The following is a 13,576-nucleotide window of genomic DNA, read 5'->3' on the forward strand; positions in this document are numbered from 1 at the left end:
CTTGATGCCGGTGATGCGGTAGGCGAGCGTTCCGTCCGTGCCTTCGACCGGGCCACCGATGTCGAAATTGCCCTGGTAGCGGTCGAAGTTGCCGACCTGCAGCTGCACCTCACCGAAGCGCGTGAAGACCGGTCGCTTGGTGGTGACATCGAGGATGCCGCCAGGCGAGCCGAGGCCGTAGAGCCCGGAGGCCGGCCCGCGCAGGATCGTGGCCGCCTCGATGCCATAGGGCTCGATACGCGGCACGGTCAGGCCCGACGCAATCTGGCGCAGGCCGTCGCGGAAGATGCCGTCATAGGTCAGGCTGAAGCCGCGCACGTAGAAGGAATCGAAGCGCGGATCGAAGCCGAAGACGTTCGAGGAGACGCCGGCCACGTAGCCGATCGCCTCGTTGAGGGTCTGGACGTTGCGGTCGTTGAGTGCCTCGCGGGTGAGCACCGTGACCGATTGCGGCGTCTCCAGCAGCGGCGTGTTGGTCTTGGTCGCGGTCGGACTGACGCGGGCGGTATAGCCAGTCACCCCGCTCGGGCCGCCGCCTCCGCCGCTCGTGGCGGCGCTGTCCTGGGAGACCGCGACGTTGCCGCCCGCCCCGCTGCGGCCGGTCCCGCTCCGGCTGCCCTCGACTGACAGCTCGCTCAGCTCGACGCTGGCCTGCTGCGCCAGTGCGGGAGAGGCGAGGGGTAGGGCCGACGACAGCACCGTGGAGGCGAGAAGCAGGCCGGCGAGACGGCGGCGGGGCAGGAGCATGGTGCGGACGGTGGTTTCAAGCTTGGCCTTAAACGGCTTTGAAGGCGATTGGTACAAAAGACAAGCCAATTTGCTCGAAAATTCTCCCAGTTTTGAATTAATATAAATCGATGCGCATGAATGTTCTTTGTATGATTCTTGTAGCAGGGATTTTGCCGCCTGCGAGATGATGTCTATACTTTTCAGCTCGCACACTATCGATCGCCTGCCCGCAGCCTAACAGATCGCGAGGAGAACGCCGCCCCATGCTCCACCGCTGCAACCGGCCGTCGCCCGCGAGGAACGCCGTCCGATGACACGCCTCTCGCGCCGCGCGATGCTCCGGCTCTCGATGAAGTTCTCCCTGGGGTTGGCGGCCGGGATCGGGCTCTCGCTTCGTGCCCCGGCCCGGGCGGCGACGGAGGCGGACGGCCCCGCCGTGCTTCCCGGGACAGTCCGCTTCGCTCTCGGGGCTGGCGAGGGCCGCGCCCACCGGCGCATCACGCTCTACGTCCCGCCCGGCGAGGCGCCCGCGGCCGGGTGGCCCTGCCTCACCCTGCTCGACGGCAACGCCCTGGCCGGTACGGCCATCGACATCGAGCGGGTGCAGGCGGCCTATCCGCCTGGCAGCGGTGTCGGCTCCCGCTTCGCCATCGTCGCGATCGGATCCGCAACGGAGGAGGCTTACGACAGCGTGGCCCGCTCATGGGACTACACCCCGCCGCCGGGCCGGACCTACCCGCCCTACAAGCCGGGCGGCCCAGAGCTGCGCACCGGTGGAGCTGCCGCCTTCCTCGAATTCGTGACGCGGGAGCTCAGGGACGAGATCGCCCGGCGCTGCCCAATCAATCGTTCGAGGCAGGCCTTGTTTGGGCATTCCTTTGGCGGCCTGTTCGTTCTCTACGCGCTCGTCCGCGCGCCCGACGCGTTCTCCCACTGGATCGCCGCCAGCCCCAGCATCTTCTGGGAGGACGGATCGCTGCTGCCCAGCATCGACGCCTTCGAGAAAGGATCGCCGGTCTGCGCCCAGCTGCTGCTGCTGGCCGGTGCCTATGAGGCGGAGTTGGCGCCGTTCCAGCAGGCGCTGCCCGACCGGGAACAGCGCCTCGCCCGCCTACGAGAGGCGAGCACGGTCGAGCGGGCGCGCGCCATGGCGGAACGGCTCGGCCGCCATCCCGGCGTGACGAGCCGCTTCCAGCTGATCCCTGGCCGCACCCATATGAGCGTGCTGCCGGAGGCGCTCAATGAGGCGGCGGCCTTCGCCTTCCCGATTCATCCCGAGTCCTGCCCGAGCGAAGGCTTGAAGTAGGCTGGTGGCGCGGATGGCCGGTGGATCCGCCGCGCCTCGTGCTACGACCGCGGATGTTTGGCGAAGGAACGCGGCGCACGATCTTCTTGAAGTGGCGGCGCGTGGGATGGCTTGTGCCTCGGATCGAAGCGCGATCAGCCCTCTGCTTGACCGCGCGGGAGACCGCACTTCGGCCGTACAGCTCCGTGCCAACAAATGTCTCCAACGGGTGAAAAGCGGCGGTTAGGCGCAGTCCGGGCCAATGTCGGCTTATGGCGCAAATGAGAAACGCCAGCTGAGCTGCTTGAGCGTACGCATTGGAGAAGCGGCGAGGGTCGGCTGTATGATCGGGGCATGCCGCATCAGGCTTCAAGTCGCGTGGAGCGGCTTCTGGTCTGGACGTGAACGGAACTCCGTTGTCGGCGGAGACCGTCCAGATCCCACGGCGTCGTCTTTGCGCGTGAATGGATGAGCCGATGAAGAGGATGACGGGCGTCGTGATCGCCGTCGCCTCCCCATCGCGCCCTCCTTCGACAAGCCGTCAGTGATCACTGTTCCAAGAAGCGCCCAGTCATACGTCCGCAGACCCCGCGTGACTTCAGGTATGGCCGCGATGGCCGTGAGCAGGTCTTCGGGTTTGAGCGTCTTCTTGTAGTTGCGCGAGTTCACCGTGGCGCCCTCATGGCCCAGCATCGACTCGCGGATCGGATCGAGCACCAACCGCCTGATCATCTCCGTGTTGCCGAAATGCCGGAAGGAATGGAACGTCTTTCCCTCCTCTCGCGCCGACGGCACGGCTTCGTCCAGAACGACTGTCCAGCGCTTGTCGAACAGGTTCGACAGGGGTGTGTTCTCGCCGAGCTGGGCGATCTCCGAGAAGATCAGATCGTGTTGCCCGCCCGCTTTGGTCCGCACGAAATCCAGGAAGCCGAGGCGGATGAGTTCAGGATGGATCGGCAGCGTCCGGCGAGACACCGCATTCTTGAGACGCCGCCGGCGTGTCGGTTGGATCTTGAGCGTGCCCCGCTCCACGTCGATGTCGCCGAGTTCGAGATAGGCCAGCTCGGACAAGCGCGCGCAGGAGTAGTAGCCGAGAAGTGGCAGCCAGTAGACGGCCGCGAAAATCTGTTGCCTCCGCGCGATCCGCAGCATCTCCGGCTCCGAGGCCGTCGAGGTCCAAACGGGATGCGCGAACAGCTTCTCTACCTCGTGAACCTCGAAGGCCGGTCGCTTCTCACCATCCCGCTCCGGATCGATCAGCCGGAAGTCGCTCAGGAGCTCGACCTTCCCGATCGGGCGCTGATTGGCGCGGCAGTACTTCGCGATCGTCGAGAGCTGGGTGATATGCCGGTTGACCGTCGCGGGACTGAGCCCAACCTTCTCGGCCTGACCCGCGGCCCGCATCGTTCGTCCACGCTCAATGAGATCTGCAATCGACAGATCCGCATCGCGTGAACTCTTGCCGTAGGATTTGGGCAGGTTCGAGAGGTTCTGGACGTAGGCGGCGAGATGCGCGTGCGTGATCCGCCGCAGGTCGTCCGTCCCGGCGATGTCGCCCAGCATCCTGGCGACGGCCCGATGCTGCCGCTGGGTCTTCTCGTCCCAGGTGACACCTTTGTGGATGATGAGCTCTTCGACCATCGTCGTCAGAGAGTTCGTGATGGACTCGGAGACGGCTACTACGCCCGTGCTCGCATCGTCCTGAACTCGCTGTTCGCGGTCTGTAGCGCGGTCGGCGGTATCTTGGACGGCATCCTCGCCATCAAGCTCGGACCGCACACGCGATGGTTTTGGAACCGCTTCTGGAGCGGCGGCCTCCGTTTCCGAAGGGTACGACGCAGGTGCTGGCGGAGCGGGTGGGTGTTTCCTGGCCGGTGCAGGGCCCTGCTCGGATGCGGGATGACGGGCAGCTTCAGATAGGGGAGGGGTAGGACCACCATCATAATCAATCGCGGTCTGCCGAAGTATCGGCGGAGCGTGGATCTCGAAGTCGCCCCATTCGAAGCTGTCGGCGCCATCGAAGTCGGACGAGGCCCAGCCCAGCTCGTCGCGTAGCATCTCGCCCCTGGCGCGCATGGCAGAGAGGTTGGCCCAGGCCTCACGCGGATCGCAACGGGCCTTGGCATAAGTTGCAGCGAACTCGCGCGAGACATGGCCGGAGACAGCCGCGAGGCCGCGTAGGCATCGGATCAGGCCCGCTTCGGTCACGGGCTCGTCCATGCTCATCAGCATCGCCTCGAGGTAGGCGCGGGGCGGCGTGAGCCGCCCGGTCTCGTCCGGGCGTCCGAGATCGCGCAGGTAGCCATTCGTGATGCGCCGCCTGATCGCTCCGCGTTCCATCAGGCTGAAGCCTTCCTGCTTCAGGCGAGCATCGAGTTCGCTGTCGTACCCGGCTTCGAAGCCTTCCTCAGCGGCTAGGGCCTGCAGGCGTCCGAAGATGCGGTACTCTCGGGCGCGTCTCTCCATCAGCGCGGGCCAATCGCCGACGAGCGGATCACGCGGCGGATCGAGGTCGCGCTGCAGACGCGTCAACCGCGCGCCTCGCTCCCGGTCGACATAGGCGCGCAGGTGGTCACGGATCTGACTGGTGGTGCGCATGGCGGGATCGTCCCGGACGCGGAGGCTTTCCGCGTTGAGCGCCCAGCCGAGTGTGCGCGCACTGGATGGGTCGGTCGTGCCCAGGCTCAGAGCGACCGTGGTGGAATTCCCCTTAACAGAGGCACCAAGCGGTCGCGTCCGCTCATCGCAACGGAATCGCCTACGCCACCAGTATACCGCACCGCGTCGGTACACGTTAGAACAAATCGTCAACGGCCTGCCCCTGTGGACAAGCGCGTGCAACAGCTCTGCGTACAATCGGCGCAGCCGCGGGAGCGGCCGAGCACGGATCGCAATCAGATCAATGACTTAGCTGAGGCTTGGCTGGGGCGCCAGGATTCGAACCTGGGAATGGCGGTACCAAAAACCGCTGCCTTACCACTTGGCGACGCCCCATCGGCTCCAAGACGCCGGTTCTCTAGACGGGCCGGGCAGGGCTGGCAACCGGCTTGAACGCGTCGGCCGTGAGCCGGCGGCGATTTTGTACGACGAGTGCGGCAGGCCGAGATCGTATCACGGCATAGCGCCCCTGCACTGGATCGGCGCGACGCCTTATGATCGGCCGAAGGGAGGAAGGCCATGGCTAGGGATGATCGGGTCGCGGTGGTGACCGGCGCGGGGTCCGGCATCGGGCGGGCGGTGGCGCTCGGATTGGCGCAGGCCGGGTGGCGGCTGGTGCTGGCCGGACGGCGGGGAGAGGCGCTGGAGCGGGTCGCCGCGGAACTGCCGGGCGAGGCGCTACGCGTGCCGACCGACGTGTCCGATCCGCGCGCCGTCGAGACCCTGTTCGCCGCCGTCGAAGCGCGCTTCGGTCGGATCGACCTGCTGTTCAACAATGCCGGGATCTTCACACCCGCCGCCACCGTGGACGAGGTTTCGGTTGCGGATTGGCTCGCCAGCGTCAATGTGAACCTCACCGGCGCTTTCCTCTGCACCCGCGCCGCCTTCGGGATGATGCGTCGGCAGGCGCCGCGGGGCGGGCGCATCATCAACAACGGCTCGATCGCGGCCTACGCCCCGCGGCCGATGTCGGCGCCCTACAGCGCCACCAAGCATGCGATCACCGGACTGACCCGCGCCACCGCGCTCGACGGACGCCCCTTCGACATCGCCTGCGGGCAGATCGATGTCGGCAATGCCGAGACGGAGATGACGCAGAGCTTCGGGCAGGGCGCGCGGCAGGCCGATGGCTCGATCCGGCCCGAACCGTACATGGAGGCGGCGCATGTCGCGGAGGCCGTCGTCTACATGGCCGGGCTGCCGCTCTCGGCCAACGTCCTGTTCATGACCGTGATGGCGACGGGCATGCCCTTCGTCGGGCGAGGGTAGGGGAGGCCGCTTTGCGTCGGCCGCGCGGAACGCGTAGAGAGCGGGACAGCACCAAGAGCATCATCCCGAAAGATGGCCACCGGCTTTCGGAAAAAGACGATGCATCAACAAGAGGATAGAGCATCGCGCTGGATCTGATATCCAGCACGATGCTCTAGCTCCCCTTGCCAGCCCCTTTCGAGACGAGCGGCCGTCCGCAATGCGGCGGCCGGTATCCGCCATGCTGATGCAGACCGACTCCAAACCCGCCGACCCCAAAGCCGATCCGGTGGCGCGGCGGCGCACCTTCGCGATTATCTCCCACCCGGATGCGGGCAAGACCACGCTGACCGAGAAGCTGCTGCTGTTCGGCGGCGCGATCCAGCTCGCGGGCGAGGTCAAGGCGAAGCGCAACCGGGTCTCGACCCGCTCCGACTGGATGGGGATCGAGAAGGAGCGCGGCATCTCGGTGGTCACCTCGGTGATGACCTTCGAGTACGGCGACTGCGTCTTCAACCTGCTCGACACGCCGGGCCACGAGGACTTCTCGGAGGACACCTATCGCACGCTGACGGCGGTGGATTCGGCCGTGATGGTGATCGATGCGGCCAAGGGCATCGAGGCCCGCACGCGAAAACTCTTCGAGGTGTGCCGGCTGCGGGACATCCCGATCGTCACCTTCGTGAACAAGCTCGACCGCGAGGCACGCGACCCGTTCGAGACCCTCGACGAGATCGAGAAGACGCTGGCCCTCGACGTGGCCCCCGTGACCTGGCCGATCGGGCTCGGGCGCAACTTCGCCGGCACCTACGAACTCGGCGGCAACCGGGTGCGCCGGCTCGACGCGGCGGATGATGCCGGCACGATTCCCGTCTCCGGGTTCAACGATCCGCTGTTCGATGAACTGCTGACCGAGAACGGCGCGGCGGATGCGTGGCGCGAGGAGGTGGAACTGGCCGAGGGCGGCCTCAAGAGCTTCGATCTTGCCGCCTTCCGCGAGGGACACCTGACACCGGTCTTCTTCGGCTCGGCGCTGCGGAATTTCGGCGTGCGCGACCTCATCGACGGGCTGGCCCGCTTCGCGCCGCCGCCGCGGGGCCAGGAGACGGACAAGCGCGCCGTCCAGCCCACCGAGCCGAAGATGACCGGCTTCGTGTTCAAGATCCAGGCGAACATGGATCCGAACCACCGCGACCGCATCGCCTTCATGCGGGTCTGCTCGGGCCAGCTCCGGCGCGGCATGAAGGCCAAGCTCGTGCGCACGGGCAAGCCGATGTCGCTCTCGGCGCCGCAATTCTTCTTCGCTCAGGACCGGGCGATCGCCGACGAGGCCTATGCCGGCGACGTGGTCGGCATTCCCAACCACGGAACGCTGCGCATCGGCGACACGCTGACCGAGGGCGAGGAGATCGTGTTCCGGGGCGTGCCGAGCTTCGCCCCGGAGATCATGCGGCGGATCAAGCTCACCGACGCGATGAAGGCCAAGAAGCTCCGGGAAGCGCTCCAGCAGATGGGCGAGGAGGGCGTCGTGCAGGTCTTCATCCCGCAGGACGGCTCCCCCGCCATCGTCGGCGTCGTCGGCGCCCTGCAGCTCGACGTGCTGAAGGAGCGGCTGCAGGCGGAATACGGCCTGCCGATCGACTTCGAGACGAGCCGGTTCTCCGTCTGCCGCTGGATCGAGGCGGAGTCGGAGGCCGAGATCGACAAATTCGTCAATGCCCACGGCTCGGCTATGGCGAGCGACCTCGACGGCGCCCCGGTCTTCATGGCCACCACCGCCTTCTCGTTGCGTTACGAGGAGGAGCGCTGGGAGAAGATCCGGTTCACCGACGTGAAGGATTACCAGAAGCGGGCGGCGTGATCGGAGCCTCCGCCCCGCCGCGCTCGACCGGCTCCGGCCGTTCTCAATCGTAGGCGAGATCGAGCGCGCGCTCGAAGGCGATCGCGCTCATCTCGCGTCCCTTCGGATCGGCGACGACGATGTCGCGAAAGCCGCGACCGGCCAGCTCCCAGGTCTTCTCGAGGGCCTGCTCGTCCGTGCCGCAGGCAAAGGCCAGGGTGCGGCCCGAAGGGTCCGTTCCCGTCACCTTGTACATGGCCATCCTCCTGTCCGAGCCGTGAAGATAAGGCCCGGCACCGTCCGGGAGAAGAGGCCACGCGGGCAGGGGGCCTGCGCGCGCGGCTTCAACCGAGCAGCGCCGCCTTGTCCACGTCGAGCGCCTGGGCCAGTTCGTCGAGCACCCGGTGCTCGCTCTCGGTGATGCCGCCCTTGTCGGCCACGTCCGCCGCGATCAGGAAGACGTGCTGGCGCTGCTCCAGGGGGCGCTCGGCGATGGCGGCGACGTGCTGGCTGTTCTCCAGGCGTCCGGCGCGCAGCTCGGCGCGGGCGAGCGCCTCGAACAGCGCCTTCTCCAGGCTGAGCGTGTCGTAGGATTTCTGGAGGATGGGGTTGGCCCGCATGCTGACGAGGGCCGCCTCGATCTCCTCCTCGTCGGTGTCGCCGTCGGCGACGATCACGTTGGCCGCAGCGGAGACCGCCGCGTGCATGAACTCGGTATCGCCCGCGTAGGACATCACCACCCGGTTGAGACGGACGAGGGCGTCCTGAAAAAACCCCATCTTGCACTCTCCCAGGCGCAGATCCCCGACCGCACGGCGCCGCACCGATGGTTCCAATGCGGGCGGCGCACCGTCAAGATGGCAAGCTTGACGGATCTCTCACAGTTCCGCCGAGCGCCGCGATAGTTCCGCCCGCAGGTGGCGGGCCGCCTCGACCAGGGCGGCGTCCCGGCGCTGGCGCGGACGGGGCGGCGCGAGGGTGACGTCCGCCGCGATCCGGCCGGGGCTGCCGGCCAGCACCACGACCCGGTCGGCGAGATAGACCGCCTCGTCGATGTCGTGGGTCACGAACAGCACCGTCTTGCCCGTCTGCGCCTTGATGCGCTGGATCTCGTCCTGCAGGCCTTCGCGGGTGAAGCTGTCGAGCGCCGAGAACGGCTCGTCCATCAAGAGCACTTCGGGTTCCACCGCAAGCGCGCGGGCGATGGCGATGCGCTGGCGCTGCCCGCCGGAGAGCTGGTGCGGCCAGCGGCCAGCGAGGTCGGACAGGCCGACGAGCTTGAGCATCGCCGCCGCCCGTTCCCGGCGCTCGGACTTGGACAGGCCGTGCCGCTCCAGGCCGAAGGCGACGTTGTCGATCACCCGCCGCCAGGGCAGCAGCCGCGCGTCCTGGAACACGAGCGCCATCGGCGTCCGGGTCTTCTGGGGATCGGTGTCGAGATGGACCGTGCCGGTGCTGGGCTTGGCCAGATCGATCAGAACCCGCAGGAGCGTCGATTTGCCGACGCCGGACTCGCCGACGATGACAAGGAACTGACCGCGCGGCACGGCGAGGTCGAGGGCGGACAGGATCTCCGTGCGCCGCCCGTCGCGTTCGTAGGCGAGGCTCAAGCCGCGGATGTCGATGATGGGGGGCTGCGCCGTGCTCATCGCCGCACTCGTCGTCGCATTCATGCGCGCCACCGCAGCAGCCAGCCCTGCAGGGCGACGAAGCCGGTGTCGAACAGGCCGTAGAGCCCGGCCATGGTCAGCATGTAGACCACAAGGATGTCGGTGGAGAGGAGCGAAGAGGCCTGCATCATCCGCGCGCCGATGCCGGGCACCCCGAAGATCTCGGCGGCGACCACCGCCATCCAGGCCTGGCCGAGCGCCGTGCGCAGGCCCACGAGGATGCCGGGGGTGGCCGCCGGCAGCAGGATCTTGAAGAGGCGTGCGAACGGCCCGCGAAAGCCGAAGGCCTGGGCCACCTCGATCAGGTCGCGGTCGACGCCGCGCACCGCGCCTTGGGTCGCAAAGAACACGATCCAGAACACGCCGATGGCAATGATGAACACGGCCGCCGAGGGTTGAACGCCGAACCAGATGATCGCGAACGGCACCCAGGCGAGGCCGGGGATCGGGCGCAGCAGCCGCACGATCCAGGCGGTCAGGCTCTCGAACCAGCGGAACATGCCGGAGAGGAGACCGAGCGCGATGCCGGCGCCCGCGCCCACGCCGAGCCCGACCACGTAGTGGCTCAGGCTCTCGGCCACCGCGCGCAGCCACGCACCGCTCGCGATCTCTCGCGCGAAGGCCGCAGGGAGAGAGGAGGGCGGCGGCAGGAAGGCCGGGTTGATGAGGTCGAGCCGGGGCGCGGCCTCCCACAGGGCGAGGAAGGCGGCGAGCCCCGCGGCCGCGAGAGCGGCCGAGCGGAACGGGTTCATGGCGTCAGGGGGCGTGGAGGAAATCAGGGCTTCTTGGCCGCGTCGAACGGCTTGGCGTCGAACAGGCCGTCAGTCGGCGCTTCCTTGTCCAGGGTGCCGATCGAGACCTGATAGGCTTGCATCTTCTTCGTCGCCTCGATGATCGTGCGCGGGTCGGCGACAAATTTCGCGGCCGGCGAGGAGAGCGCCTTCTGGATCGTGGCGACGTCGGTGATGCCCTTGCCGAGCGCCGCCTCGACCGGGGGCGCGGCGCGGGCCGGGTCGGTCTTCAGGAGGTCGGTCGCCTTCACGAGCGCCGAGACGAGGCCCTCCACCGCCTTCGGGTTGGCGTCGGCGAACTTGCCGTAGACGGCCACCACCGTCCCCGGCTGGTCGGGGAACATCTCCCCGCCGGTGGCGATCAGCGCGATCTTCGGGTTGCGCCCCTGGACGATGGTCAGCGCCGGCTCGCGGATCGAGGCGCCGTCGACGGCGCCGGCGAGCAGCGCCTGCTGCGTTGCGTCGATACCCATGGCGACGATCTCGACATCGGCCTTGTCGGCTTTCGCCACCTGCCAGAGCCAGTGCTGGAGGGTGGTGTTCGGCACCGAGCCCGGCGGCTGCGTGGCGAGCCGTGCGGGGCGGCCCTCCTTGGCCTTGAACTGCTTGAAGGCCTCGGCCTTGCTCGGGGCGGAGGCGAAGTAGGGCGCGAGCTTGGGAGCGGCCACGAACACCATCTCCTCAATGGCGGTGGCGGCCACGACCCGCACGTCGATGCCCTTGGTGCGGGCGACCGCGAGCGGCGCGATGCCGGCGACGTAGACGTCGATGGTGCCCGACGCCAGCGCCTGGATCATGTTGGGGCCGGACTCGAAGGTGGTGAAGGCCGGTGCCAGCCCGGCCTCCTTCAGCCAGCCCTCGCCGTTGGCGACGAAGACCGGCGCGGCTCCGATCACCGGAATCACGCCGATGCGCACGGGCACCGTCTGGGCGGCGACGGAGACAGGAAGGGCGACAAGCCCCGTGATCAGGGCAAAGGCCTTGAACAGATTGCGCATCGATACGGGTTCCAGGGAGCCGAACGGCGTCCCCCATGGCACAGCAGGCGCGATCTTCCAAACGCACCCGCCCTCCGTCGCCCTCTGCCGTCGCAGGCCGCCAGCCTCATCGGACCGGTGACACAGCCGCTCGAGCGGCGACGCTTTGCCGGCCTGCGACGGAACGGCCTGTTCCTCCTGCCGTTTACCCAGCCGAAAGCGGCACCCACGCCGCGGGACAGACGACAGGATACCTCACGCCATGAGCCTCATCGGCAGCATCGTCAGCAAGATCCTCCACCCGTTCGGCTCGTCGGAGGCGCAGGCCGCCGAGGCCGGCACGTCGTCCTCCAAGCCTTCCGAGACCCAGGCCCAGCCGTCCTCCGGCGGCGGCAGCGCCCCGGCCTCCACGCCCACCAGCGGCGGCACCTCTTCGGGCGGATCGGTCGATGTCGAGGCCGTGCTCAACGACCTCGCCGCGAAGAACCCGCAGAAGCTGAACTGGCGCACCTCGATCGTCGATCTGATGAAGCTGCTCGATCTCGATTCGAGCCTGCACGCCCGCCAGCAGCTCGCCGACGAGCTGCACTACACCGGCGACAAGAACGACTCGGCCTCGATGAACGTCTGGCTGCACAAGCAGGTCATCAAGAAGCTCGAGGAGAATGGCGGCAAGGTGCCCGCCGATCTCAAGGACTGAGTCCTTCGCGGCGGCGAAAGTCCGTCGGCGACATTTCGAAAGGGAGAGGGCGGCGGCAGGATCCCTGCCGCCGCCCTTTCCTTGTCATCTCTCCATGCTGCCGATCGTCAAGCGGCCCAGGCGCTCGCGGCGTCCCACGCACACTGCTCGCTCAGGGCGCCGGCGAAGACCGCGTCGAGGCGCCGCCGCTCGGCCTCGGCGACCGGACCATCGACCGCGACCGGACGGCAGCGTGCGCTCAAGCCCGACAGGCCCCGTGCGGCGCCGTGCGATTTGGTAGCTCCGACGCGTCGTGATCGCGCCGGATCCATCAAGGCTGCCGCCTCCCGCTATGCCGGCAGGACCACCACCTTCGTCTTGACCGGGGTTCGCGCGTAGAGGTGGATCATATCCTGACTGAGCAGGCCGACGCAGCCGCTCGTAATGCCGCTGCCGATCGATTCGGGATCGCTGCTGGCGTAGATGGTGTAGAGCGTGTAGGCGCCGTTCTGGTAGAGATGAAGGGTGCGGGCCCCGAGCGGGTTGTCGAGGCCGCCCGGCATCCCGCGCGCGTATTTGGCCGCCTCGGGCTGTCGCCGGATCATCTCCTTGGGCGGTGTCCAGGTTGCCCACTCGGACTTACGGCCGACATAGGCGTCACCGCTCCACAAGAACCCGTCACGTCCGACATTGGCACCGTAGCGGGTCGCCGAGCCGTCGCCCTCGATGCGGTAGACGTAGTAGTTGCGGGGATCGACGACGATCGTTCCGGGCGCCTCCTTGGTCTCGTATCGAACCGTCCGGCGGTAGTACTTCGGATCAACCTTGCGGATATCGACCGCCGGGATCGGAAATTTTTCGTCCGGCATCGGCCCGTAGACCTTCGCTGCCTCGGCCACCATCGTGCCGTCGGAGGTCACGCAGCCGCCGAGCCCGAATGCGCCGATACCGGCGGCCGAGCCAGCCAGGAACGAGCGCCGGTCGAGAAGCCGATCCCGAGACCGGGAAAGGGCGGTCTCGTTCAAGCCATCGGCATGGGCCCGCCGAACATCGATCGTCATCGTCTTGGACTTTCCAAATCCTGCAGTCCGATGGGCGAGACTCCGGCATTCGCCCGATCATCCTCCTGCTAAGCTGAGATTGCGGCCACGCGATGCACCTGGCAAGTGCGGCGTGAGCTGTCGACCGATGGCCTCACGGTCGAGCCCTGCGCCCGGTCGTGCTCGTGGCCGGAATGTCGATCATCAATGCCATCGGCACTTCACTCGTCGCGGCGGGCGCCTCCGGCGTTGCGACAGCGGCGAACGATGCCCTCTCGGGCATGATCGGCGGGTCGGCCGCGGCCGAGCACAAAGCCGGCGGCCTCATAGGCGGGCGCCCGTCCCCTCTGGGCGATGTGCAGCGATTCCTGAAGATCAGCGTCGCAGACTTCTGCGAGATGCCACACCGACCTGATAGGCGACGATGGAGCGCGGCGGCAGGCGTCGTCACGGCTCAAGCCCTCCCGACAGAGCGGAAGCCGCCGGGCTCGGTGAGCCCAAGCGGAGAGCGCGTCAGGCTCACGAAGCCCAGCGCAAACTGTCATTTGGAGCTAGGGCCTGTCGTCGCCTGAACGGATTGCGAATTTTGGCGTTTTCTCGGTTTCGAATGAGGAGACGTGATGCTGTCAGACGCACAGTGGGGTGAGTTGGAGCCGTTG

13 protein-coding genes and 1 tRNA gene are annotated in these 13,576 nt (G+C 67.5%); 4 read left to right on the forward strand and 10 right to left on the reverse strand.

The window, feature by feature from the left end:
• The coding region (locus MFF24_RS27715; protein ID WP_238229108.1) for a TonB-dependent receptor plug domain-containing protein at nucleotides 1-747 on the reverse strand (747 nt) is incomplete at its 3' end.
• Between the two features lie 292 nt (nucleotides 748-1,039).
• Here MFF24_RS27715 and MFF24_RS27720 point away from each other — a divergent pair.
• Nucleotides 1,040-2,035: an alpha/beta hydrolase gene (locus tag MFF24_RS27720; protein ID WP_238229109.1), complete on the forward strand. Its 996-nt coding sequence runs from the start codon at nucleotides 1,040-1,042 to the stop codon at nucleotides 2,033-2,035.
• 348 nt (nucleotides 2,036-2,383) lie between these two features.
• On the opposite strand, the gene MFF24_RS27725 is transcribed toward MFF24_RS27720, so the two are convergent.
• A complete protein-coding gene (locus MFF24_RS27725; protein ID WP_238229110.1) occupies nucleotides 2,384-4,612 on the reverse strand; it encodes a tyrosine-type recombinase/integrase in 2,229 nt (742 codons plus the stop codon).
• Between the two features lie 321 nt (nucleotides 4,613-4,933).
• Nucleotides 4,934-5,008, reverse strand: a tRNA-Gln gene (locus MFF24_RS27730).
• Nucleotides 5,009-5,191: 183 nt separating this feature from the next.
• Between MFF24_RS27730 and MFF24_RS27735 the strand changes: the two genes are divergently transcribed.
• Both MFF24_RS27735 and MFF24_RS27740 read left to right on the forward strand, forming a co-directional pair.
• Complete coding sequence (locus tag MFF24_RS27735) at nucleotides 5,192-5,941, forward strand: SDR family oxidoreductase (RefSeq protein WP_238229111.1); 750 nt, start codon at nucleotides 5,192-5,194, stop codon at nucleotides 5,939-5,941.
• Nucleotides 5,942-6,161: 220 nt separating this feature from the next.
• On the forward strand, nucleotides 6,162-7,781 hold the full coding sequence (locus MFF24_RS27740; protein ID WP_238229115.1) for a peptide chain release factor 3: 1,620 nt from the start codon (nucleotides 6,162-6,164) through the stop codon (nucleotides 7,779-7,781).
• 43 nt (nucleotides 7,782-7,824) lie between these two features.
• On the opposite strand, the gene MFF24_RS27745 is transcribed toward MFF24_RS27740, so the two are convergent.
• The 5 genes from MFF24_RS27745 to MFF24_RS27765 all read right to left on the reverse strand — a co-directional run bounded on the left by MFF24_RS27745 (nucleotide 7,825) and on the right by MFF24_RS27765 (nucleotide 11,219).
• Nucleotides 7,825-8,016, reverse strand: coding sequence for a hypothetical protein (locus tag MFF24_RS27745; RefSeq protein ID WP_108941392.1), 192 nt, complete (start codon nucleotides 8,014-8,016; stop codon nucleotides 7,825-7,827).
• Between the two features lie 88 nt (nucleotides 8,017-8,104).
• Nucleotides 8,105-8,539, reverse strand: coding sequence for a tellurite resistance TerB family protein (locus tag MFF24_RS27750; RefSeq protein ID WP_108943015.1), 435 nt, complete (start codon nucleotides 8,537-8,539; stop codon nucleotides 8,105-8,107).
• Nucleotides 8,540-8,638: 99 nt separating this feature from the next.
• Nucleotides 8,639-9,409: an ABC transporter ATP-binding protein gene (locus MFF24_RS27755; protein ID WP_133091648.1), complete on the reverse strand. Its 771-nt coding sequence runs from the start codon at nucleotides 9,407-9,409 to the stop codon at nucleotides 8,639-8,641.
• Nucleotides 9,410-9,429: 20 nt separating this feature from the next.
• Complete coding sequence (locus MFF24_RS27760) at nucleotides 9,430-10,182, reverse strand: ABC transporter permease (RefSeq protein ID WP_238229112.1); 753 nt, start codon at nucleotides 10,180-10,182, stop codon at nucleotides 9,430-9,432.
• Nucleotides 10,183-10,205: 23 nt separating this feature from the next.
• Nucleotides 10,206-11,219, reverse strand: coding sequence for an ABC transporter substrate-binding protein (locus tag MFF24_RS27765; RefSeq protein ID WP_238229113.1), 1,014 nt, complete (start codon nucleotides 11,217-11,219; stop codon nucleotides 10,206-10,208).
• Nucleotides 11,220-11,460: 241 nt separating this feature from the next.
• Between MFF24_RS27765 and MFF24_RS27770 the strand changes: the two genes are divergently transcribed.
• On the forward strand, nucleotides 11,461-11,898 hold the full coding sequence (locus tag MFF24_RS27770; protein ID WP_108941395.1) for a DUF3597 domain-containing protein: 438 nt from the start codon (nucleotides 11,461-11,463) through the stop codon (nucleotides 11,896-11,898).
• 107 nt (nucleotides 11,899-12,005) lie between these two features.
• Here MFF24_RS27770 and MFF24_RS28945 read toward each other — a convergent pair whose 3' ends face one another.
• Nucleotides 12,006-12,140 carry a hypothetical protein gene (locus tag MFF24_RS28945; protein WP_283214562.1) on the reverse strand — a complete coding sequence of 45 codons (135 nt, stop codon included), beginning with the start codon at nucleotides 12,138-12,140 and terminating at the stop codon, nucleotides 12,006-12,008.
• Nucleotides 12,141-12,227: 87 nt separating this feature from the next.
• A complete protein-coding gene (locus MFF24_RS27775) occupies nucleotides 12,228-12,938 on the reverse strand; it encodes a L,D-transpeptidase (protein ID WP_238229114.1) in 711 nt (236 codons plus the stop codon).
• Nucleotides 12,939-13,576 lie beyond the last annotated feature (638 nt).

Source organism: Methylorubrum aminovorans (genome assembly GCF_022179725.1).
GTDB lineage: Bacteria > Pseudomonadota > Alphaproteobacteria > Rhizobiales > Beijerinckiaceae > Methylobacterium > Methylobacterium aminovorans.